The organism is Bradyrhizobium genosp. SA-4 str. CB756, from assembly GCF_000473125.1.
Lineage (GTDB): Bacteria > Pseudomonadota > Alphaproteobacteria > Rhizobiales > Xanthobacteraceae > Bradyrhizobium > Bradyrhizobium arachidis.
Genome location: NZ_KI421499.1, coordinates 262,666 through 281,898 on the forward strand (window position 1 = coordinate 262,666; position 19,233 = coordinate 281,898).

Here is a 19,233-nt window from a genome sequence, read left to right on the forward strand (position 1 = left end):
CGGACGGGGCTGCGGTCTGCGTCGTCAATCGTCTTCAACGATGCGGCACGCCATGCCCATCAGCACAGGAGCTTGCAATGCCTGCAATCAACACCAACACCGCCGCGAACTCCGCGGTCCGCTACCTCAACATCAACTCCGCACAGGAGAGCAGCTCGCTCTCGAAGCTGTCGAGCGGTTCGCGTATCACGTCGGCCTCCGACGACGCCGCCGGCCTTGCGATTTCCACCCGCATCTCTTCGGACGTCACCACGCTGCAGCAGGCTGCGACCAACGCCTCGCAGGCGACCGCGATCCTCCAGACCGCCGACGGCGGCGCCTCCAACATCTCCGACATCCTGGCGCGCATGAAGTCGCTGGCCTCGGAGTCCGCGTCGGGCACCACGACCGATTCGAGCCGCGCCTACATCAACTCGGAATTCACGCAGCTCACCAGCGAAATCGATTCGATCGCGAGCGGCACGCGTTATTCCAGCCAGAGTCTCCTGGATGGCACGAGCGTGTTCTCCTCGGGCGTCTCCGTGCTGGTCGGCTCGTCCGGCTCCGACACCATCACCATCACCCTGACGAGCCTGACCGCGTCCTCGCTCGGCGTCTCCTCGCTCGACGTCAGCTCGCTGTCGGACGCGACCTCGGCGCTGACCGCGCTCGATACTGCGATCGACACGGTCTCCGCCGCCCGCGCCAGCATCGGTGCGCAGGAATCGCGCTTCAACTTCTCGTCCGACTCGATCTCGACCCAGACCCAGAACCTGCAGGCCGCCAATTCGGCCATCAAGGACGTCGACATCGCGGCCGAGCAGGCCAAGCTGTCGTCCGCCGAGGTGAAGACCCAGGCTGCGGTGTCGGCCGAATCCGCGGCGAACCAGATGCCGCAGTACCTGCTCAAGCTCCTCGGCTGAGGCGTGAGGCGCAAACGACCGTCATGCCGGGCCGGCTTGATGCCGGCCCGGTTCTCCCTGGGATGGAGCGGCCAGCAAAGTGACCAGCGTCAGTTCGAGCACCAGCAGCACGTCGACCACGAGCTCGAGCACGTCGAGCGCGTCCTCGGTGACCACGACCGGCACCAGCACATCGACCAGCATCGACTGGAGCGCGCTGATCACCGCGGCGGTGAATGCCAAGCTCACCCAGGCGACCACGATCTCGACGACGATCACCAACAACGAAGCCAAGATCTCGGCCTATCAGACGCTTCAGACCGATCTCTCGACGCTGTCGAGCGGACTGTCCTCGCTCGCGACCGCCGTCGTCAACTCACTGGCCACCAACGTCTTCGCCACCCGCGCGGCCACGCTGAGCTCCACCGGCGACGTGAGCGCGTCATCCGCGCTGTCCATGTCGGTCAGCAATGGCGCGGCAACCGGCGACCATACATTGACGATCAGCCAGGTCGCGACTGCGCAGAAGGTGGTCGGCACCTCGCAGTCGAGCCAGACGGACGAGCTCGGCTATTCCGGCACGTTCTCGATCGGGCTCGAGGGCGGGACGACAGCCGACATCACCGTCGACAGCACGATGTCGCTTCAGGACATCGTCGACAGCATCAACGCGCAGACCTCCACCACCAACGTCCAGGCGTCGATCGTCCAGGTCTCGAGCGGGTCGTATGAGATGGTGCTGACGGGCACCGAGGATGCCGCCGACATCACCTATTCCAGCACGTCGGGCGACGACATTCTGAACAAACTGGGTGTCACCGACAGCACGGGCGCCTTCGCCGACGTGCTCCAGACCTCGCAGGCGGCCGAATTCACGCTCGACGGGATCTCGATGACCCGCGACACCAACGACATCACCGACGTGCTCACCGGCGTGACGTTCAACCTGCTCCAGGCTACGCCTGATGGTGCCACGGTGAACATCAGCATCGAGCCTGACACCAGCCAGATCGAGTCCGCGGTCGAGACCTTCGTCACCAATTACAACACCTTTCGCGATGCGGTGATCGCGCAACAGGCGACCAGCTCGGACGGCACTGCGGATTCGAGCGCGGTGCTGTTCGGCGACGGCACCATGCGCGACATCATGGATGCGCTCCAGAACGCCCTCAACAGCACGGTGGGCGGCCTCACCATGGCCGATGTCGGCCTGTCCTTCAACGAGAAGAACGAGCTCGAGCTCGACACCTCGACGCTGTCGGAGATCCTCAGCACGAACTTGAGCGGCGTCACGACGCTATTGTCGGCGCAGACCAAGACGTCGTCGAGCCAGCTCACCGTCGTCAACACCGGAACCTCGCCGCAATCCTTCACGCTCGACGTCACGGTTGATGCCGACGGCAATCTGTCCTCGGCATCGGTCGGCGGCGATTCCTCGCTGTTCACGGTCAGCGGCACGACGATCATCGGCGCGGCCGGAACGGCTTATGCCGGCATGGCCTTCACCTATTCGGGATCGACCTCGCAGTCGATCACGGTAACCTCGACCTCGGGCATCGCCACCCAGCTCTATCAGATCTCCAAGAACTACTCGTCGAGCTCGGGCGCATTGCAGACAATGATCACCAACCTGACGGATCGCGACAACGAGCTCCAGCAGAAGGTGGACGACATCGAGAGCGCGGCGTCCGCCTACCAGACGCAGCTCCAGACCCAATATGCAAGCTATCAGGCCGCGATCGAGAGCGCGAACAACACGCTCAACTATCTCAAGGCCCTGCTCAACTCCAGCTCGAGTGATTGATGATGCATAATCCGATGGCGTACATGGCCAACCAGGCCTATCGGGGAGCCGCGACCAGCGTGCCGCCGCTCAAGGCGATCTCGATGCTGCTCGGTGGCGCCGTTACCTTCCTCCAGAAGTCGCTGGCCGCGCAGGAAGCGCGTCGCTTCGAGGAGGGGCATGAGTATCTGATGAAGGCGACCGCGATTTTGCGCGGGCTCAGCCACAATCTGGATTTCACCAGGGGCGGCGCCGTGGCGGAACGGCTGTTCCAGACCTACAATGCAATGATCCTGGCGAGCCTCAAGGCGTTCGGCCGGCCGCATGCGCGCGAGAGCTTTCGGCGCATCATCGCTGGGCTGACCGAGCTGAAGGAGGCCTGGGAGCACGTCGACGCGACGGTGCGGGGCGGCAAGGCCGCGCCGGCCGATTCGGCCCACAAGGGCTGACGAGGCCCGGCTCGCCGATCCCGCATGCGTCCCCGCGATCGACACGACCGCCGTTTTGGCCGCTTTCCGTAGCGCCGCGGGCGTTTTGGCGCGGAAGACCGCTGAAATCCGGTTTCCGCCGCGCCTACAATGCTTTATGACGGGCCTGACCGAGGCGGGATCGGCGGGCGATGGACGTCACCGAGTTTGAGGAACTGATCGATCGGCTGGGCGAGGATCTCGCGCTCTGGCCGGATGATCGACGCCTGCCCGCCCAGGAGCTGCTGGCGCGATCGTCCGCCGCGCAAGCCCTGCTCGAAGAGGCGCGCACCTTGCGCCAGGCGCTCGCTGCGCCCCCGGTCCGCGCGCCCAAGGGCCTCGCCGACCGCATCGTCGCCGCTGCTGCAAAAATGAAGAGCGACCCCGCCGAGCCGCGCAAGGAAGGCGAGACGGCGGAGAGCTGAACGGCTTCCGCTGAATTCTCTTTTGACAACTTCGCGGTTGCGGCAGCAAATAGCTTACTGATCACGAGAGGTCGTCATGCCCGGGCTTGTCCCGGGCATCCACGTTCTTCGTGCCGTGCGGCAAGTCGTGGATGGCCGGGTCAAGCCCGGCCATGACGCTTGTGGAAGGTCAACGTCTCCAACACGCAGCTCAGATCCGGTTGCTTTGCTCTGACCGAGGCGAGAACGTGCGGCTCGATCGCTACAACACATCAAACTGACTTCCCTCGCACGCGGCAGATTTTGCCGTGTCGAAAGCGGCTTTTCGCGCGCGCGAATCCTCGCCTGAAACCGCGCGCCCACGCGTTTCATCAGCACACAGATTTCAAGCGCAGCCAAGCGACACCTGATCGCCGGCGGCGCGAGAAAGTGGAGTTTTCTGATGACCGTTTCCGCCACGAGTTCAGCAACGACCGCGACCACGACGTCGTCGTCATCGAGCACGTCGTCGAGTTCGTCACTCACCTCGAGCGATTTCCTCAGCCTGCTCGTCAGCGAGCTTCAGAACCAGGATCCGTTGAACGCGACGTCGACCACGGACTTCATCAATCAGCTCACCTCCTATGCGAATTTCACCCAGCAGCAGTCGATCAACTCCAACATGTCGTCGCTGGCGAGCTCGTTCTCGAGCCTCGTGACGCTCAACTCGGTGAACTATATCGGCCACACCGTCGAGGCGAAGGGCGACACGTCGACCTTGAGCAACGGCTCGGCGACCTACGGCTACTCGCTGTCCTCGGCCGCCTCCAACGTCTCGATCAGCATCTCGGACTCCTCCGGCAATGTCGTCTACACCGGCACCGGCACGGGCAATTCCGGCTCCAACAGCTTCACCTGGGACGGCAAGGACTCCAGCGGCAATCAGCTCGCGGACGGCGGCCAGTACACCATCTCGGTGACCGCGACGAACTCCGCTGGCACCTCGGTCCTCAACTACACGACCGTCAGCGGAACGGTGACCGGCATCGACACCTCGACTTCCACGCCCTCGCTCACGGTGAGCGGTGTCGCGATCAGCGCCGCCAACATCCTCGGCGTCACGTCCTGATCTCACGTTCTGATTTTCTCGGAGTTTCACCATGAGTCTCACCGGTGCATTGTCCTCGGCGATCTCGGCGCTCAGCGCCCAGAGCCAGTCCCTGTCGATGATCAGCGACAACATCGCCAACTCCGATACGACCGGCTACAAGACGACGTCGGCGATGTTCGACGCACTCGTGACGGCTTCGAGCAACACCACCTCCTACGCATCGGGCGGCGTCACCGTCTCGGGCCGCTCCAACATCACCCAGCAGGGCCTGCTCGCCGCGACCTCCAATGCCACCGACGTCGCGATCCAGGGCTCGGGCTTCTTCGTGGTGACCAGCGCCACGACCGGCGGCATCACGTCCTACACCCGCAACGGCGCCTTCACGATCAACAATGCCGGTTATCTCGAGAACAACGGCAGTTACCTCGAGGGTTGGCGCACCGATGCGGACGGCAATGTCGTCGGCAGCGAGTCCGCCAGCAACCTGGAGGCCATCAACACCCAGGTCGCCTCGACCAGCGGCAGCGCCACGACCAAGACCACGATCGCGGCCAATCTGCCGTCCGATGCCGCCACCGGCGACACCTATACCAGCTCGATGACGGTCTACGATTCGCTGGGCGCCGCGAATACGATGCAGATCACCTGGACCAAGACCGGCACCAACGCCTGGAGCGCGAGCTTCGCCAATCCGACCTCGACCTCGGACACCACGACCGCGACCGGCACGGCCTCGGGCACGATCGACATCACCTTCAACAGCGACGGCTCGCTTGCGAGCACCAGTCCCGATCCGGCGACGGTCTCGATCACGGGCTGGACCGATGGTGCTGCCGACAGCACCGTCACCATGGACCTCGGCACCGCCGGAGGCACCGACGGCCTGACGCAATATGCCTCGGGCGAGACCACGCCCTCCGTCAACGTCACCAGCATCGACTCCGACGGCCTGTCCTACGGCAAGTTGTCCAGTATCTCGATCGGCAAGAACGGCGTGGTCGACGCCACCTATTCCAACGGCGAAACGATCGCGATCTACAAGATCGCCGTAGCGACATTTGCCGATCCCAACGGACTTGCGGCCGCGAGCGACGGTCTTTACTCGGCGACCGTGGCATCGGGCAACGCCGCATTGCAGGCCTCCGGCGAGAACGGTGCGGGCACCATCTACGGCAGCGAGCTGGAATCCTCGACCACCGACACCTCGAGCCAGTTCTCGAGCATGATCTCGGCGCAGCAGGCCTATTCCGCCGCGTCCCAGGTCATCTCCACCGTCAACAAGATGTACGACACCCTGATCTCGGCGATGAGGTGAGCGATGCGCGGCGAAGAAGCCAAGGCTGCGGGAGAGGCGCTGTTGCGCCGACTGCGGCGGCTGTTGGTTCGAGCAGCCAGCGCCAAGGGCAGCGACCGCAAGCAATTGCTCGCGCTGATCGACGACATCGAGACGACCCGTCGCGGCCTGTTGGAAAGGCGCGCCGAAGTCGAAGGCGAGATGCGGCAGGCGACCGTCAGGACCACCGCGATCGGCGCTTATCTGCGCAACTCGCAAGTCCAGCGCGGCAAACGGCACAACTAGAAGAAGGCGACGACCATGAGTGCAGCTCAAGCCAAGATGACGAACGCCGCGAATGGCGATATCAGGATCAAGTCGCTGATCACGCTGATCGAGACGCTCACCGCGCTGGTCGCGGAGGAGAACGCCGAGCTCGCCAAGGGCCTGCCGGCCTCGCGCCTGAAACAGGTCGACGAGAAGAACCGGCTGGCGGAGATCTTTGAGCGGACCGTTGCCGAGTGTGCGGCGGGGACGACCAGCCTGACCGTCAGGGATCGTGTCTTGCGCGAGCAACTGATGGAGCGGATCCTGAAGCTGCGCATGGCAATGGACGAGAATCTGGTGCGGCTGCGCGCGGCGATCGAGGCCAGCAACCGCCGGATCGAGGCCGTCATGCAGGCGATCCGCGAGCAGATCGCGGCGGTGTCGCCCTATGGTGCGTCCGGTCGCGTTGCCGCCGCCCGCGCCGTCTCCAGCGGCACCAGCCGCAGCGCCTGACGGTTCGAGGGGCCCGCCATGTCGCTCGATATCGCACGATCGATCGCCTTCAGCGGGCTGTCGGCAGCGTCCGTGCAGATCAGCGTGACGTCGTCGAACATCTCGAACGCCGACACGACGGGTTACACCAAGAAGACCGCGAGCCAGTCGAGCAGCGTCACCAACGGTGTCGGCACCGGCGTCACGGTGACGGGCATCACCTCGACGGTCGACAAGCTGCTGCTCAAGTCGCTGGTCTCCGCCGATTCCGCTCTCGGCTCGGCTGACACCACCAACACCTATCTGACCTCGCTCGAGAAGCTCTATGGCTCGGTCAGCAGCAGCGACGATTCGTCGTCCGGAACGTCGCTGGCCAACAGCATCGCCTCGCTGGAATCGGCGCTGTCCTCGCTGGCGAGCACGCCGAGCAGTGCCTCGCTGCAATCCAACGTCATCAGCGCGCTCGACGACGTCGCAAGCCAGCTGCGGGAGACCTCGAGCGGGATCCAGAAGCTCCGTTCCGACGCCGACCAGGACATCGCTTCCTCGATCGACGACGTCAACACGGATCTGCAGCAGATCGCGGACCTCAACGCCCAGATCAAGCAGACCGCGGCGACCGGCCAGTCGACCGCGGACCTGGAGGACCAGCGCAACACGGCGCTGCAGGACCTCGCCTCCAAGATGAACATCAACTATTTCACGGCGTCCAACGGCGATCTCCAGATCTACACCACGTCCGGCCAAGCCCTGGTCGACTCGTCCGCGCACACCATCAGCTATACTGCGGCGTCGAACGTGACCGCGTCGACGACCTACACCGCCGGTTCGTCATCGAGCGGTTTCAGCGCGATCACGGTGAACGGGGTCGATATCACGTCGCAGATATCAGGCGGCGACATCGGCGCGCTCATCACGCTCCGCGACGACACGCTGCCGGACGCGCAGTCGCAGCTGGATCAGCTCGCGCAGCAACTGTCCTCCGCGGTGAATAGCGTCTCGAACGGCGCGTCCTCCGTGCCGGCGCCGACCAGCCTGACCGGAACCACCAGCGTCACCAGCAGCACCGCGCTCTCCGCCACCGGAACGGTACGCATCGCCGTCACCGACCAGAGCGGCAATCTGGTCTCCTATGGTGATCTCGACCTGTCGTCCTATTCCACGGTCGGCGATCTCGTCAGCGCCATCAACGGCATCTCCGGCCTATCCGCATCGGTCGACGCCGACGGCCATCTCGCGATCACGGCAACCGGCTCGGGCAATGGCGTCGCCATCAACGAGATGACGAGCTCGGTGGGAAGTGCGAGCGAAGGATTTTCCGAGTATTTCGGCCTCAACGACCTCGTCACCGGAACCAGCGCGTCCGATATCGCGGTCAACAGCAAGATCCTGTCCGGCATCAACGAGCTCCAGCTTGCGACGCTGGACTCCTCGTCGAGCCTCACGGTCGGCAGCTCGGTGCTGTCGTCGGGCTCGGCGACGGTGGTCAACGCTTTCTATGACGCGTTGACGGCGTCCCGGACGTTTTCCGCCACCGGCGGTCTTGCTGCCAGCACTGGCTCTCTTGCCGATTACGCCTCGGCAGTCGTCGCCGACGTCTCGAGCAAGGCCTCGCAGGCATCCACCGACTACACCGCCAAGGAGACCGCGCAGTCGACCTATGCGAACTCGCTGTCGTCGCAGTCCGGCGTCAACCTCGACGAGGAATCGGCCAATCTGAGCACGCTTCAGAACAAATATTCGGCGGCCTCGGCGCTGATCCAGGCCATCAACTCCATGTACTCGGCGCTGCTCACCGCCGTGCAATCGACCTAAGAGGGCACGCCTATGGTCGCGATGCGGGTGGCTACCTTCGCGCAGTCGAACAGGATGATCGCCGACGCGATGCGCGTCGAGTCGGTCATGGCGAGCAAGCAGATACAGGAATCCTCGGGCGTCGTCTCGACCGATTTCGGCGGCTATGGCTCGGATTCGCAGCATGTCGTCAACCTCCAGGTCTCGGTGACGCGCGCGCAGTCCTATATCGATGCCGCGACGCTCGCCGACAGCAAGGTGCAGGTGATGTATTCGGCCGTCGGCTCGGTGACCGACATCCTCACCCAGCTGCGTTCTCAGCTCAGCGCCGCATCGACGGGAAGCTCGACCGAGGTGAATTCGGTGATTAGCTCGGCCCAGCAGATGCTGGAGCAGATGGGCTCGCTGATGAACACGCAATATGACGGCCAGTACGTCTTTGCCGGCGGCAAGACGGAGACGGCGCCGGTCGATCTCACAAGCTTTTCGTCCGGCAGCGGCTCGCTAACCACGACCGATACCAGCTACTACGATGGCGACGACGAGATCGCCTCGGTGCGGGTCGGCTCCGACGAAACCGTGTCATACGGCGTCACGGCCGATAATTCGGCGTTCGAGGAGGTGATGCGCGTGCTGAAATTCGTGGCGAACAGCACCACGCTGTCGTCCTCGGATATCACCAGCGCGCTGGATCTCGCCAGCACGGCGCTCGACGACACCGCTGCTGTGCAGGCCAAGCTGTCGAGCTCGGCGTCCTCGATCGAGACCGCGAGCTCGCGCCAGGCCGACTACAAGAGCTATGCCGAGACGCTGTCGAACGACCTCACCGGCGTCGACGTCGCCGCACTCACGGCGCAACTGTCGACTTACCAGACCCAGCTCACGGCTTCCTATTCCGCACTCGGCAAGATCCTGAGCATCAATCTTGCGAACTATCTGAAGTAGGCCAATACACTCAGTGTCATTCCCCGCGAAGGCGGGGAATCCAGTACGCCGCGGCCTCCTGGTCCTATCAACACTGTCTCTGGAATACTGGATGCCCCGCTTACGCGGGGCATGACAGCGCGTTGTGTGGAGGCTTCTCGCCGGCCTATTCGGCCGCGATCCGCTCCATCGCCATGGCACGAAGCCGCGCACGCTGGATCTTCACGCCATTGGCGCTGTCGGTGACCGGGAAGGCGTCGACAAGATAGATCCGCGCCGGCACCTTGTAGCCGGCGAGCCGCTCGCGCAGGCGCGCCGTCAACGCCTCCTGCTGCGGCGGCTCCGCAGCCGCAATCACGAAGGCGACGCAGCGCGCCTGGCCCTTCAGGTCGACCGCGACCACCTGGGCATCCGCCACGCCTGGACAGGATTTGAGCTCGTCCTCGATCTCGCCGGGGGCAACGAGAAAGCCGCCGAGCCGCATCGCGTCGCCCGCGCGGGTCTCGTAGACGAAGGCGCCATCGCCGCGCAGCCGGCCGATATCGCCGGTGCGGAAGAAGCCGTCGGTGGTGATCGCATCGCCCGTAGCCTCGGGATTGTTGAAATAGCCGAGGAAGCGCGAGGGCGCGCTGATCTCGATCTCGCCGGAGACGCCGTGGGCGGCAAGCTCGCCGGTCTCGGTGTCGCGGACGCGCACTTTTGCGGCAGGCGACATCGGCCAGCCGCCGCCTTCGATGCGGTCGGCGAAGGCGTCGCTGACGCGGGCGATCGAGAACAGCGCCTGCACCTCGCTCGAGCCGTAGAGGCCGAACAGCTTCATGCCGCGCGCCTCGGCCTCCGCGGCCAGCTCGCGCCAGCCGGGCTGGAACGCGGCGAAGCCGCAGATTTCGAGATGCGGGAACGGCTGCGGCGCATCGGTCAGCGCGAGGATGCGGCGGAACATTTCGTCGGACCCGAACGAGTGCGTGATCCGGTGCTCGCTGAGAATCTTCAGCGCCGGTGCCGCTTCGAAGGCATCGAGCACATGGATGGTCGCGCCCGCGGCGATGAAGCCGAGCAGGCTCGTCATGCCAAACGTGCCGCAGAACGGCAGCATGGCCAGCAGCGAATGACGCTGCGGCGAAAGCTGGAGCGCATTGGCAACGGAGACGGCGTGGCTCGTTAGTGTCCGCTGCGAATGCGCAACGAGCTTTGGTCCCTTGGTCGTGCCCGATGTGGTGTAGAGCAGGACCGGCAGATCGACGTCGTCTTGAGCCGGCGGGGTGGGCGGATGGACGGTGTCGAAGGCATCGAAGGGCACGCACGGCCACTGCGCGGGAATCCTGTCTGCGCCGACCACGGCAAGCTGTTGCAGCGCGGGGACATCGTCCTTGGCAATGTCGGCAAGGATGGCGGCGAAATCGATCGAGCGGAACGCGGCCTCGACCACCATCAGCTTCGCGCCGGAGACCTTGAGCAGATGCGCGACCTCCGCGCTGCGGTAGCGCGTATTGACGGCGGCGACGATTGCGCCGAGGCGGGCGGCCGCGAACAGCAGCGCGATCCATTCGACCCGGTTGACCAGCCAGACCGCAACGACATCGCCTTTGCCGATGCCTTGCGCGGCAAGCCAGGCGGCGGCCTGCTCCACCCTCGCAGAGAATTCCGCGTGCGAGACCGGTGTGCCGTCGAACACGAAGGCGGGCTCGGCAGCCTCAGGGCGGATCAGCGATCGCAGCGAAAAATCGTTGGCGCTCATGGCAACCGGAGTAACCCGGCAGCGCGCGGCTGTCTACTTGGTGCCGAACATCCGGTCGCCGGCGTCGCCCAGGCCCGGCACGATGTAGCCGTGGTCGTTGAGCCGCTCGTCGATCGCGGCGGTCCAGACCGGCACGTCGGGATGCTCGCTCTGGAATTGCGCGACGCCCTCGGGCGCGGCCAGAAGGCAGACGAAGCGGATGTCGCGGGCGCCGCGCGCCTTGAGCAGGGAGGCGCCGGCGCAGGCCGAGTTGCCTGTCGCCAGCATCGGGTCCATCAGGATCACGGTACGGTCGGACAGGTCCTGCGGCGCCTTGAAGTAATATTCCACGGCCTGCAATGTCTCGGGGTCGCGATAGAGTCCGATATGGGCGATGCGCGCCGAGGGCATCAGCGCCAGCATGCCGTCGAGGAAGCCGACGCCGGCGCGCAGGATCGGCGCCAGCGTGAGCTTCTTGCCGGCGATCTTCGGCGCCTGCATCGGCGCGATCGGCGTCTCGATCTCGACCAGCTCCAGCGGCAGATCCCGCGTCACCTCGTAGCAGAGCAGCATCCCGATCTCGTTCAGGATCTCGCGAAAGCTCTTGGTCGAGCGGTCCTTCTCCCGCATCAGGGAGAGCTTGTGCTGGACCAGGGGGTGGGCGACGACGTGGACGTTGGTGCTGCTCATGAAACCGCTCTACACGGTTCCGTGAAATTGCGCCAGATCGGCCGGGTTTTTTCCGCGGGATACGCGGCCTCAGGCGGGCATCGCAACCGCCGTGCGGGCCCGGCTGCTTGCCTCGTAGGCAGCCATGGTCAATTCACGGTCGATCGCCGCGCGCATGGCGTCCATGGCGGCCTGGCGCAGCCGCTTCTTCGCGATCGCATGCGACGGCTTGTGGATCGCGCGCAGGGCCGCGATGATCTGCTCGAGGGTGCCCTCGATGGCCTCGGGCGCAACCACGCGGTCGAGGAAACCTGCCGCGAGCGCGTCCTCGGGCTCGTACATTTCGCCCAGCGTCGCCGTGCGGCTGAGCCAGGCCGGGTGCACGCGGCTGCGCGCCAGCTCGATCGCAAAGCTGGGCGGCGCAATGCCGATCGCGACCTCGTTGAGCCCCATGCGGTGCGGCCCGTGCGCGCCGAGCCTGACGTCGCAGGCGAGCAGCAGGAACGTTCCCATTGGATAGGCATGGCCCTCCATCAAGCCGATGATCGGATGCGGAAACGACATCAGCCGCAGCGCAAGCTCCGCGCCGGCCCGGACCATCTCGAGGCTTTTGGCGGCATCGCCCGAGGCGAACACCTTCAGATCGAAGCCGGCGGAGAAGATGCCGGGCCGCGCCGAGCGCAACACCACCATCTCCGCCTCTGTCTCGGCCCGGTCGAAGGCGGCGCCGATCTCCGCCAGCATCGCAGTCGACATCACGTTGACCTTGCCGTCGTCGAGCCCGATCCGGGCCACGCCGTCGTTCAGCTCGTAGCTCACTGCCTTGGGCATCTGCCTCTCCTTGTCGTTGGTCGTGCCTTGACTGTCGGAAGCTGATGTAGACCAATCAATATAATTTCCGACCGGAGGAGCGCGCCATGCCGGCCGTGCCGAAACACCGCCAGCCCATCATCAATGCCGCCGTGACGTTATTCCGTCGCCAGGGATTTGCCCGCACCGGCCTTAACGACATCGTCGATGTCAGCGGCGCGCCGAAGGGCTCGCTCTATCATTACTTTCCGGACGGAAAATCCTCGATCGCGGTGGCCGCAGTCGAGGAGGCGGGCCGCCGGGTCGCGGACACCGTGGCCAAGCTCGCGGCCGAGTGTGGCTCGACCGGCGAACTCTTGCGGGCGCATGCGAGATTGCTGGCGGGCTGGATGCAAAGCTCTGGCTTTCGTAACGGCTGCCCGATCACGACCGTGCTGCTGGAGCTGGCGCCGCGCGAGCGTGCTGTATCGGAGGCCGGCCGCAAGGCCTATGCAGCGCGGCTATCGATCCTGCGCGAGAAGCTGAGCGCCGATGGATTTGCCCGGCCGCGCGCGGAGGCGCTCGCCGTGCTCTGCACCTCGGCGCTCCAGGGCGCACTGATCCAGGCACGCGTCGAGCGCAGCGGCCGGCCGATCGAGACCACGGCGGCAGAGCTGGCGCGGCTGATCGAGGCGGAGGCGGAGAGGGGCTAGACCCCGAGCCCGCGGGCCAGAAGCGTGATCACGAGCGTCAGGACCGCGCCCCAGATCAGGCTCAGCGTCATGGTCAGGATCGTCGTCGTGACCGCGTGCTCGAGATTTCCCTTGAGGAGCTGCATGCTAGCGGTCCGGCGCCGCGGTGAGGCGCAGGCCGAGCAGCAACGCACCCATCAGCGCAACCAGGATGGCGATCTTGAGCTCGATCATGTCGGCCGCCTCGTGGTCATGCGCGCCAGGAGCCGCATGGCGCCCTGCGCCAGCACGATCAGCGGATTGCCGCGGTTCTCGACGTCGAGCTCGATCGTCTCGGTGGGAAACACCAGCGCGCAGCGCGCCGGCGCGCTCTGACGGTTGGCGAAGTCCATCGCCGAGCTCTTGAACAGGAACAGACCGCCGATGCGGCCGTTCGCCTCGCGCGCGACCCAGAGGCCGGCGCTGTTGCGCCCGATGAAGAAGGCCGGAATGGCGGCGCTGACGACATCCGGGTCGATCGGTCCAAGCATCGCCTGCACCTGCCGGGGCTCCGGCCGGTGATGGGCGGTTTGAAGAGCGATTGCGGCCATCGCGGCCTCTTCACACATTTGCAAGGTCATGGGGACCTCCTTGCGGCTCAGGCGTGCAGGTGCCAGACATAGATTGCGGTCTTTAGCGCGATCAGCGCGGTGAGCACGCTGCCCATCGAGAGCAGGGTCAGCGCGCCGAGTGCGAGGCGCTTGAGCCGGGCCTTGCGTGCCGTTGACAGCCGCACCGGGCGTTCGACGGGGAAGGGCCGGTCAAGGCCATGCGTCAGGATCGACATGTTGGAAGTCCTTGTCCTTGGTGCGGCGAGACGGCCGCTCCAATCTGCTTGGTAATGATGTCCATCGCTGCGTAGGATTGCGAGATGACCGCCGGGCTGCCGGCATAGGAATCTCATAAAGACGCCGACCGTCGCGCCGGCAGCCCTCTGAAGAGATCGGGGTTCCGCTTCGGCCGCAGCTGCGACGGCGCAGGATCCGAATGCGTCATCCCGATCGCCGCCGCAAAGGCAAGCCGCAGCCGCGGCTCCTCGATCTGCTTGCAGAAGCCGTCCAGGATCGCATCGGCATTCTGGTGCTGCCCGCCGATGGCCGCGCAGAGCTGCGAGCTGGTGCGCCGGAAGAAGTGTAGCGAGTCGTCGGCGTGACGCCGCCCGCCGAGGTGATCGAGCTCGGCCGCGAGCGCCGCGACGTTGAGCCTGTCGGGCTCATCACGTGTCACGGCAAAGCGCAGCAGCGCCAATTGCCAGGCGTGGAGCAGCCTCTGAGTTCCTTCGACCAATGTCGGCATGCGATGCCCGCCCGCGACGCCTCAGGCCCCGACGCCGTCGATCAGTTCCTCGTCGGCGATCGCGGCGAAGGCGCGGATCACCTCCCGCTGCCTGGTCGCCTCCAGCGGCACGATCGGCAGCCGTGTGGCTTCCGACATCAGGCCGAGCACGCTGAGCGCATATTTGAGTGCCGCCGGGCTCTCCTTCGACAGGCAGGCGATCAGGGGAATGAGGCGCTTGTGCAGGTAGCGCGCCGATTGCAGGCGCCCCTGCCTGACATGCGAGAAGATCGTGCGGCAGAGATCCGGCGCGATATTGGCGACCTCCGAGATCGCGCCATCGCCGCCGTCCGTGATGAAGCCGAACGCGGTGGCGTCGTCGCCGGACAGGAAGCGAAACCCCGCCGGCAGATGCCGCGACAGGCGCATGGGGCGGGTGATGTCACCGCTTCCATCGCGCAGGCCCACAAATCGCCGGGATTCGACGAGACGCAGCAGCGTCTCGTCGGCCAGTGGGCGCAGCGTGCGGGAGGGAATGTCGTGCAGGATCACCGGCAGGCCGATCGAACCTGCAAGGCTGCGGAAGTGCGCGAGCATGCCCTCCTGCATCGGTTTGTTGTAGGCCGGAACGACCGACATGATGGCGTCGGCGCCGGCCGCCTCCGCGCGCCGCGCGAGCTCGATGGCATGGCTCGTTGAATTCGAGACGGCGCCGGCAATGACCCGGACGCGGCCGCGGGCGACATCGACCGCAGTGCGGATGACCAGCTCCTGCTCGGCCGGCGAGAGTGTCGATGCCTCGCCGGCCGTCTCGCAGACCACGATCGCGGGAGCACTCGCGGCGATCTGGCGCTCGCAGAGCGCGGCGAACGCGTTGATGTCAACCGCGTCCGCCGTGTCGAACGGTGTCGGCAGGTCCGGAATGAAGCCGGTGAACCAGGCTGAGGGAGGGATGAACATGGTGCCTCGCGGCAAACGCGCTCAGGCGGCGCGCTGTGAGAGGATGCTGTTGGGATTCTTGCCCATGTCGAGCTCGAGCTCGCGTGGCAGCTCGACGATGGTTTCAGGGTGCTGCCCGTTCTCGAACAGCGCATATTTGATGGCCTGGGCGCGGCTGACGAACAGGCCGCCATAGAGGCCGCTCTGCTCCTGCGCGACCCATTGTCCCCTGTGGTTGCGGCCGACGAAGACGATAGTCGAGGGGGAGCTGCACGAGGGCGGTTCGACGAGCTTCATGGACGTAGTCCTTTCCGATTGACAGAGGCGGCGGACGCAAGCCCGCAACCGTCCGATCAATATCTTTTCAAGCGAATATGATTTCGAGTGAGGCGGTGCGGCGATCTCATAGGAAGCGCATAAAGCCGCGTGATCAGCCCAGCTCGCTGGCGAGATGAACCAGCGCGAACAGCGCGCCGAACGCGGCGCATTCGTCCCAGTGATTGAGGACGGCACCGAACAGCGGCTCACGCCTGAGAAGGCCGACGGCCGCACACAGGATGATCGACATCCAGAGCAGGGCGGCCAGGCTGCGTCCGAAGCCGATGCTGCCGAATGCGGCAACGCCGGCGAGGAGAACGACGCGCACGGCAAAGCGCGCGGTCACCCGCGCCGGGCTCAGGGCCCGCGATATGTCTGAGGATTGCGGCAAGGCACGAACGCTGGCTTAGCTGAAGTTCTCGCAGGCAACCGGCTCGTAGAGCGAATCCATGGCGAGCCTCACCGTGGGAACGCTTGGCCGCGACGCCTCCACGGCGAGCGCCTGCACCTCGATGAACGCAGACAAGAGTGCGATCGCAAGATCGGCGTGATGTGCCTCGACTGCCGCGTCCAGCCAGTCAGGCAATTCACGTTCGCGGGAGAGAGCGCAATGCCATTCGCCTTCGTCATAGGCGATGCGGCGGACCTGCCAAAGCGGCAGCTCGATCTCTATCAGCGCCAGCGCGGCATCGGTCCAGGCCTCCGCGTCGATCAGGCGCATGAGGCGGGCCGTGCGCGCGCTCTGGCCGAGCGAGGGAAATCGCCGGCAGGCGTGATCGATGATGTCGAGCATCAACGGTTGCGTCAGTGCATGCGCATTGGCCAAACGCTTGCCGAGCGACGGCGGGTCGTAGTGGCGGAGAGCGGCGGTCATATCAGGCCTCCTGGAATGGGCGTCGGTCAGTCGGCCGGCCTCTCCAAGATGGCGGGAACGGCATTTGAAAACGAGATGAGGAGGAGGCGAGAGAAATAGGGATTTCATAAAGGCACGGGCGCCGCCGGGCAGGGCGCGCGGCTAGCGCCCATGTCCGACCGTCGTTTTTGCGAAACGCCCGCAGCAATTTGTGGCAGGCGTTTATGGAAGACCAGGGCGAGGGTCCGCTATAATTATCGGCAGTGAAGGTGATGCCTGATCGGCATCCCTGCCGTCTCGGGCCAATATCGGGAGTGCCTTGCCGGTGTCATTTCGGCCGCCCTCAACGACGGTCGGTCTTTATGGGATTCCTATAAGGTCGCCATAGGGCTCATCTCGAAAACCTATGCGCGTGATGGCATCTCGGTGCGGTGAAAGCTCCGGCCGTTCGCCGGAGACATGCATTGCATTGGCGCGGAGCCGGGATCCGGAGACAGGCCGGATATTCGTCGCGCAACGAGGAGCAATCCGATGATGGACATTCTGATGCTGGCGCTGGGCTTCGTCTTCTTCGCCCTTGCGATCGGCTACACCTATGCCTGCGAACGGCTGTGAGGGAGCGGGCCATGATCTTCGACTATGCCCTCGCCGGCGCCGTCTCGTTCGGCCTCCTGGTCTATCTCACCTATGCGCTGCTGCGGCCGGAACGGTTCTGAGCCGTGTTGCTGCTTGTCGAATTGCTGCTGGCGGACGTCCTGCTCGTCGCCGGCCTGCTTGTGCTGCTCCTGCCGCTGCTGCGCAGGACGGAAAGCCTGAAAGGTTGATTCCATGACCATGATCGGTTGGCTCCAGATCATACTCTTCTGCCTTATCATCGTCGCGCTTACGAAACCGCTGGGCGGGTACATGACGCGCGTTTTCAACGGCGAGCGGACCTTCCTGTCGCCGGTGCTGCGCCCGATCGAGGCCGGCATCTACTGGATCTCCGGCGTCGACGAGAGGCGCGAGCAGCATTGGCTGACCTACACGGTCGCCATGCTGCTGTTCCATGTCGGCGGCTTCCTCATCATCTACGGCGTGATGCGGCTTCAGGCCATGCTCCCGTTCAATCCGGCAGGGCAGGGCGCGGTCGCGGAGGATCTCTCCTTCAACACCGCGATCTCCTTCATCACCAACACCAACTGGCAGAACTACGGCGGCGAGAGCACGGTGTCCTATCTCGTGCAGATGCTCGGCCTGACGCACCAGAACTTCCTGTCCGCCGCAACCGGCATCGCGCTCGCTGTCGCCCTGATCCGCGGCTTCTCGCGCGCCTCGATGCGCACGGTCGGCAATTTCTGGGTCGACGTCACCCGCACCACGCTCTACGTGCTGCTGCCGATCTGCGTGGTTTACTGCCTGTTCCTGGTCTGGCAGGGCATGCCGCAGACGCTCGGACCGTATGTCGAGGCGACGACGCTCGAAGGCGCCAAGCAGACCATCGCGGTCGGCCCGGTCGCCTCGCAGGTCGCGATCAAGATGCTCGGCACCAATGGCGGCGGCTTCTTCAACGCCAACGCGGCGCATCCTTTCGAGAACCCGACCGCGCTGTCGAACTTGGTGCAGATGCTGTCGATCTTCCTGATCGGCGCCGCCATGACCAACGTGTTCGGCCGCATGGTCGGCAACCAGCGCCAGGGCTGGGCGATTTTGGCCGTGATGGGCGTGCTGTTCATCGCCGGCGTCACCGTCACCTATTGGGCGGAAGCGCACGGCACCGAGACCATGCAGGCGCTGGGTCTGACCGGCGGCAACATGGAGGGCAAGGAGGTCCGCTTCGGCATCGTCGCGTCCTCGCTGTTTGCCGTGGTCACCACAGCCGCCTCCTGTGGCGCAGTCAACGCCATGCATGACAGCTTCACCGCGCTCGGCGGCATGATCCCGCTGATCAACATGCAGCTCGGTGAGATCATCATCGGCGGCGTCGGCGCCGGCCTCTACGGCATGCTGCTGTTCGTCGTGCTCGCAATCTTCGTCGCCGGCCTGATGGTCGGCCGCACGCCGGAATATGTCGGCAAGAAGATCGAGGCGCGCGAGGTCAAGATGGCGATGCTCGCGATCCTGGTGCTGCCGCTGATGTATCTCGGCTGGACCGCGGTCGGCGTGGTCTATCCGGCGGCGGTGGCCTCGATGGCCAATGCCGGCCCGCACGGCTTCACCGAGGTGCTCTACGCCTTCACCTCGGCGACCGGCAACAACGGCTCGGCCTTCGCGGGCCTCACCGGCAACACCCTCTTCTACAACCTCACGCTCGCATCCGCGATGTTCGTCGGCCGCTTCTTCATGATCGTGCCGGCGATGGCGATCGCAGGTTCGCTCGCGGCCAAGAAATCGATCCCGCCCTCGGCAGGCACGTTCCCGACCACCGGCGGACTGTTCGTCGGCCTCGTCGTCGGCGTGATCCTGATCATCGGCGGCCTGACCTTCTTCCCGGCGCTCGCGCTCGGTCCGATCGTCGAGCATCTCGCGATGAACGCCGGCCAAGTGTTCTGAGCCAAATGTTCTGAACCAAGTGTTCTGACAGACTT

The 19,233-nt window shown here is 65.1% G+C and carries 26 protein-coding genes; 14 read left to right on the top strand and 12 right to left on the bottom strand.

Annotation, left to right across the window (positions count from 1 at the left end):
• Positions 1-77 precede the first annotated feature (77 nt).
• Entirely contained in the window at positions 78-902 is an 825-nt protein-coding gene (locus tag BRAGE_RS0101300) for a flagellin (protein WP_027560834.1), read from the top strand.
• A gap of 21 nt (positions 903-923) precedes the next feature.
• Here BRAGE_RS0101300 and BRAGE_RS56595 read toward each other — a convergent pair whose 3' ends face one another.
• Entirely contained in the window at positions 924-1,130 is a 207-nt protein-coding gene (locus tag BRAGE_RS56595) for a hypothetical protein (protein ID WP_231164439.1), read from the bottom strand.
• Between BRAGE_RS56595 and fliD the strand changes: the two genes are divergently transcribed.
• The 9 genes from fliD to BRAGE_RS0101350 all read left to right on the top strand — a co-directional run bounded on the left by fliD (position 1,051) and on the right by BRAGE_RS0101350 (position 9,396).
• Positions 1,051-2,685 carry a flagellar filament capping protein FliD gene (gene fliD / locus BRAGE_RS0101305; protein ID WP_231164108.1) on the top strand — a complete coding sequence of 545 codons (1,635 nt, stop codon included), beginning with the start codon at positions 1,051-1,053 and terminating at the stop codon, positions 2,683-2,685. The genes BRAGE_RS56595 and fliD overlap by 80 nt on opposite strands.
• Positions 2,685-3,113 carry a flagellar export chaperone FliS gene (gene fliS, locus BRAGE_RS0101310; RefSeq protein WP_027560832.1) on the top strand — a complete coding sequence of 143 codons (429 nt, stop codon included), beginning with the start codon at positions 2,685-2,687 and terminating at the stop codon, positions 3,111-3,113. The genes fliD and fliS overlap by 1 nt, the downstream gene beginning before the upstream one ends.
• Before the next feature lie 170 nt (positions 3,114-3,283).
• Entirely contained in the window at positions 3,284-3,556 is a 273-nt protein-coding gene (locus BRAGE_RS0101315; protein ID WP_027560831.1) for a hypothetical protein, read from the top strand.
• A gap of 421 nt (positions 3,557-3,977) precedes the next feature.
• The gene (locus BRAGE_RS0101325) at positions 3,978-4,643 is read left to right on the top strand and encodes a flagellar hook assembly protein FlgD (protein WP_027560830.1); all 666 of its coding nucleotides are present in this window, start codon (positions 3,978-3,980) and stop codon (positions 4,641-4,643) included.
• Between the two features lie 31 nt (positions 4,644-4,674).
• The gene (flgE, locus tag BRAGE_RS0101330) at positions 4,675-5,940 is read left to right on the top strand and encodes a flagellar hook protein FlgE (protein ID WP_027560829.1); all 1,266 of its coding nucleotides are present in this window, start codon (positions 4,675-4,677) and stop codon (positions 5,938-5,940) included.
• 3 nt (positions 5,941-5,943) lie between these two features.
• Complete coding sequence (locus tag BRAGE_RS0101335; protein WP_027560828.1) at positions 5,944-6,204, top strand: hypothetical protein; 261 nt, start codon at positions 5,944-5,946, stop codon at positions 6,202-6,204.
• 15 nt (positions 6,205-6,219) lie between these two features.
• Positions 6,220-6,678: a hypothetical protein gene (locus BRAGE_RS0101340; protein ID WP_035729275.1), complete on the top strand. Its 459-nt coding sequence runs from the start codon at positions 6,220-6,222 to the stop codon at positions 6,676-6,678.
• A gap of 18 nt (positions 6,679-6,696) precedes the next feature.
• The gene (flgK, locus tag BRAGE_RS0101345) at positions 6,697-8,472 is read left to right on the top strand and encodes a flagellar hook-associated protein FlgK (protein ID WP_027560826.1); all 1,776 of its coding nucleotides are present in this window, start codon (positions 6,697-6,699) and stop codon (positions 8,470-8,472) included.
• Positions 8,473-8,484: 12 nt separating this feature from the next.
• Complete coding sequence (locus tag BRAGE_RS0101350) at positions 8,485-9,396, top strand: flagellin (protein ID WP_027560825.1); 912 nt, start codon at positions 8,485-8,487, stop codon at positions 9,394-9,396.
• Positions 9,397-9,541: 145 nt separating this feature from the next.
• Here the strand turns inward: BRAGE_RS0101350 and BRAGE_RS0101355 are convergent, their stop codons facing one another.
• The 3 genes from BRAGE_RS0101355 to BRAGE_RS0101365 all read right to left on the bottom strand — a co-directional run bounded on the left by BRAGE_RS0101355 (position 9,542) and on the right by BRAGE_RS0101365 (position 12,592).
• Complete coding sequence (locus BRAGE_RS0101355; protein WP_027560824.1) at positions 9,542-11,113, bottom strand: AMP-binding protein; 1,572 nt, start codon at positions 11,111-11,113, stop codon at positions 9,542-9,544.
• A gap of 33 nt (positions 11,114-11,146) precedes the next feature.
• A complete protein-coding gene (upp, locus tag BRAGE_RS0101360) occupies positions 11,147-11,782 on the bottom strand; it encodes a uracil phosphoribosyltransferase (protein WP_027560823.1) in 636 nt (211 codons plus the stop codon).
• A 69-nt stretch (positions 11,783-11,851) separates the two neighbouring features.
• Positions 11,852-12,592 carry a crotonase/enoyl-CoA hydratase family protein gene (locus BRAGE_RS0101365; RefSeq protein ID WP_027560822.1) on the bottom strand — a complete coding sequence of 247 codons (741 nt, stop codon included), beginning with the start codon at positions 12,590-12,592 and terminating at the stop codon, positions 11,852-11,854.
• Between the two features lie 86 nt (positions 12,593-12,678).
• Between BRAGE_RS0101365 and BRAGE_RS0101370 the strand changes: the two genes are divergently transcribed.
• Positions 12,679-13,263 (top strand): TetR/AcrR family transcriptional regulator, encoded by a 585-nt coding sequence (locus BRAGE_RS0101370; protein ID WP_027560821.1) that lies wholly within the window; start codon positions 12,679-12,681, stop codon positions 13,261-13,263.
• Here the strand turns inward: BRAGE_RS0101370 and BRAGE_RS57535 are convergent.
• From BRAGE_RS57535 to BRAGE_RS0101415, 8 genes are all read right to left on the bottom strand, one after another.
• Entirely contained in the window at positions 13,260-13,388 is a 129-nt protein-coding gene (locus BRAGE_RS57535) for a hypothetical protein (RefSeq protein ID WP_265441509.1), read from the bottom strand. The genes BRAGE_RS0101370 and BRAGE_RS57535 overlap by 4 nt on opposite strands.
• Positions 13,389-13,472: 84 nt before the next feature.
• Positions 13,473-13,862 (bottom strand): hypothetical protein, encoded by a 390-nt coding sequence (locus BRAGE_RS0101385; protein WP_027560820.1) that lies wholly within the window; start codon positions 13,860-13,862, stop codon positions 13,473-13,475.
• A gap of 17 nt (positions 13,863-13,879) precedes the next feature.
• A complete protein-coding gene (locus tag BRAGE_RS0101390) occupies positions 13,880-14,068 on the bottom strand; it encodes a hypothetical protein (protein WP_027560819.1) in 189 nt (62 codons plus the stop codon).
• Between the two features lie 113 nt (positions 14,069-14,181).
• The gene (locus BRAGE_RS0101395) at positions 14,182-14,529 is read right to left on the bottom strand and encodes a hypothetical protein (protein ID WP_231164107.1); all 348 of its coding nucleotides are present in this window, start codon (positions 14,527-14,529) and stop codon (positions 14,182-14,184) included.
• Positions 14,530-14,598: 69 nt separating this feature from the next.
• On the bottom strand, positions 14,599-15,516 hold the full coding sequence (gene dapA, locus BRAGE_RS0101400) for a 4-hydroxy-tetrahydrodipicolinate synthase (protein WP_027560817.1): 918 nt from the start codon (positions 15,514-15,516) through the stop codon (positions 14,599-14,601).
• Positions 15,517-15,537: 21 nt separating this feature from the next.
• The gene (locus BRAGE_RS0101405; RefSeq protein ID WP_027560816.1) at positions 15,538-15,792 is read right to left on the bottom strand and encodes a hypothetical protein; all 255 of its coding nucleotides are present in this window, start codon (positions 15,790-15,792) and stop codon (positions 15,538-15,540) included.
• Between the two features lie 133 nt (positions 15,793-15,925).
• Complete coding sequence (locus tag BRAGE_RS0101410; RefSeq protein ID WP_027560815.1) at positions 15,926-16,204, bottom strand: hypothetical protein; 279 nt, start codon at positions 16,202-16,204, stop codon at positions 15,926-15,928.
• A 15-nt stretch (positions 16,205-16,219) separates the two neighbouring features.
• Positions 16,220-16,687: a hypothetical protein gene (locus BRAGE_RS0101415; RefSeq protein ID WP_027560814.1), complete on the bottom strand. Its 468-nt coding sequence runs from the start codon at positions 16,685-16,687 to the stop codon at positions 16,220-16,222.
• A gap of 438 nt (positions 16,688-17,125) precedes the next feature.
• Between BRAGE_RS0101415 and BRAGE_RS55650 the strand changes: the two genes are divergently transcribed.
• From BRAGE_RS55650 to kdpA, 3 genes are all read left to right on the top strand, one after another.
• Positions 17,126-17,281 carry a hypothetical protein gene (locus BRAGE_RS55650; protein WP_167336462.1) on the top strand — a complete coding sequence of 52 codons (156 nt, stop codon included), beginning with the start codon at positions 17,126-17,128 and terminating at the stop codon, positions 17,279-17,281.
• A gap of 11 nt (positions 17,282-17,292) precedes the next feature.
• Positions 17,293-17,382 carry a K(+)-transporting ATPase subunit F gene (locus BRAGE_RS47590; protein ID WP_018641117.1) on the top strand — a complete coding sequence of 30 codons (90 nt, stop codon included), beginning with the start codon at positions 17,293-17,295 and terminating at the stop codon, positions 17,380-17,382.
• Between the two features lie 112 nt (positions 17,383-17,494).
• Positions 17,495-19,198 carry a potassium-transporting ATPase subunit KdpA gene (gene kdpA, locus BRAGE_RS0101435; protein ID WP_027560813.1) on the top strand — a complete coding sequence of 568 codons (1,704 nt, stop codon included), beginning with the start codon at positions 17,495-17,497 and terminating at the stop codon, positions 19,196-19,198.
• Positions 19,199-19,233 lie beyond the last annotated feature (35 nt).

Bases quoted from the DNA above. Each gene is read 5' to 3' on its own strand.
- BRAGE_RS0101300 (WP_027560834.1), top strand. From the start codon at position 78: ATGCCTGCAATCAACACCAACACCGCCGCGAACTCCGCGGTCCGCTAC.
- fliS (WP_027560832.1), top strand. From the start codon at position 2,685: ATGATGCATAATCCGATGGCGTACATGGCCAACCAGGCCTATCGGGGA.
- BRAGE_RS0101315 (WP_027560831.1), top strand. From the start codon at position 3,284: ATGGACGTCACCGAGTTTGAGGAACTGATCGATCGGCTGGGCGAGGAT.
- BRAGE_RS0101325 (WP_027560830.1), top strand. From the start codon at position 3,978: ATGACCGTTTCCGCCACGAGTTCAGCAACGACCGCGACCACGACGTCG.
- flgE (WP_027560829.1), top strand. From the start codon at position 4,675: ATGAGTCTCACCGGTGCATTGTCCTCGGCGATCTCGGCGCTCAGCGCC.
- BRAGE_RS0101335 (WP_027560828.1), top strand. From the start codon at position 5,944: ATGCGCGGCGAAGAAGCCAAGGCTGCGGGAGAGGCGCTGTTGCGCCGA.
- BRAGE_RS0101340 (WP_035729275.1), top strand. From the start codon at position 6,220: ATGAGTGCAGCTCAAGCCAAGATGACGAACGCCGCGAATGGCGATATC.
- flgK (WP_027560826.1), top strand. From the start codon at position 6,697: ATGTCGCTCGATATCGCACGATCGATCGCCTTCAGCGGGCTGTCGGCA.
- BRAGE_RS0101350 (WP_027560825.1), top strand. From the start codon at position 8,485: ATGGTCGCGATGCGGGTGGCTACCTTCGCGCAGTCGAACAGGATGATC.
- BRAGE_RS0101355 (WP_027560824.1), bottom strand. From the start codon at position 11,113: ATGAGCGCCAACGATTTTTCGCTGCGATCGCTGATCCGCCCTGAGGCT.
- upp (WP_027560823.1), bottom strand. From the start codon at position 11,782: ATGAGCAGCACCAACGTCCACGTCGTCGCCCACCCCCTGGTCCAGCAC.
- BRAGE_RS0101365 (WP_027560822.1), bottom strand. From the start codon at position 12,592: ATGCCCAAGGCAGTGAGCTACGAGCTGAACGACGGCGTGGCCCGGATC.
- BRAGE_RS0101370 (WP_027560821.1), top strand. From the start codon at position 12,679: ATGCCGGCCGTGCCGAAACACCGCCAGCCCATCATCAATGCCGCCGTG.
- BRAGE_RS57535 (WP_265441509.1), bottom strand. From the start codon at position 13,388: ATGCAGCTCCTCAAGGGAAATCTCGAGCACGCGGTCACGACGACGATC.
- BRAGE_RS0101385 (WP_027560820.1), bottom strand. From the start codon at position 13,862: ATGACCTTGCAAATGTGTGAAGAGGCCGCGATGGCCGCAATCGCTCTT.
- BRAGE_RS0101390 (WP_027560819.1), bottom strand. From the start codon at position 14,068: ATGTCGATCCTGACGCATGGCCTTGACCGGCCCTTCCCCGTCGAACGC.
- dapA (WP_027560817.1), bottom strand. From the start codon at position 15,516: ATGTTCATCCCTCCCTCAGCCTGGTTCACCGGCTTCATTCCGGACCTG.
- BRAGE_RS0101405 (WP_027560816.1), bottom strand. From the start codon at position 15,792: ATGAAGCTCGTCGAACCGCCCTCGTGCAGCTCCCCCTCGACTATCGTC.
- BRAGE_RS0101415 (WP_027560814.1), bottom strand. From the start codon at position 16,687: ATGACCGCCGCTCTCCGCCACTACGACCCGCCGTCGCTCGGCAAGCGT.
- BRAGE_RS55650 (WP_167336462.1), top strand. From the start codon at position 17,126: ATGCATTGCATTGGCGCGGAGCCGGGATCCGGAGACAGGCCGGATATT.
- BRAGE_RS47590 (WP_018641117.1), top strand. From the start codon at position 17,293: ATGATCTTCGACTATGCCCTCGCCGGCGCCGTCTCGTTCGGCCTCCTG.
- kdpA (WP_027560813.1), top strand. From the start codon at position 17,495: ATGACCATGATCGGTTGGCTCCAGATCATACTCTTCTGCCTTATCATC.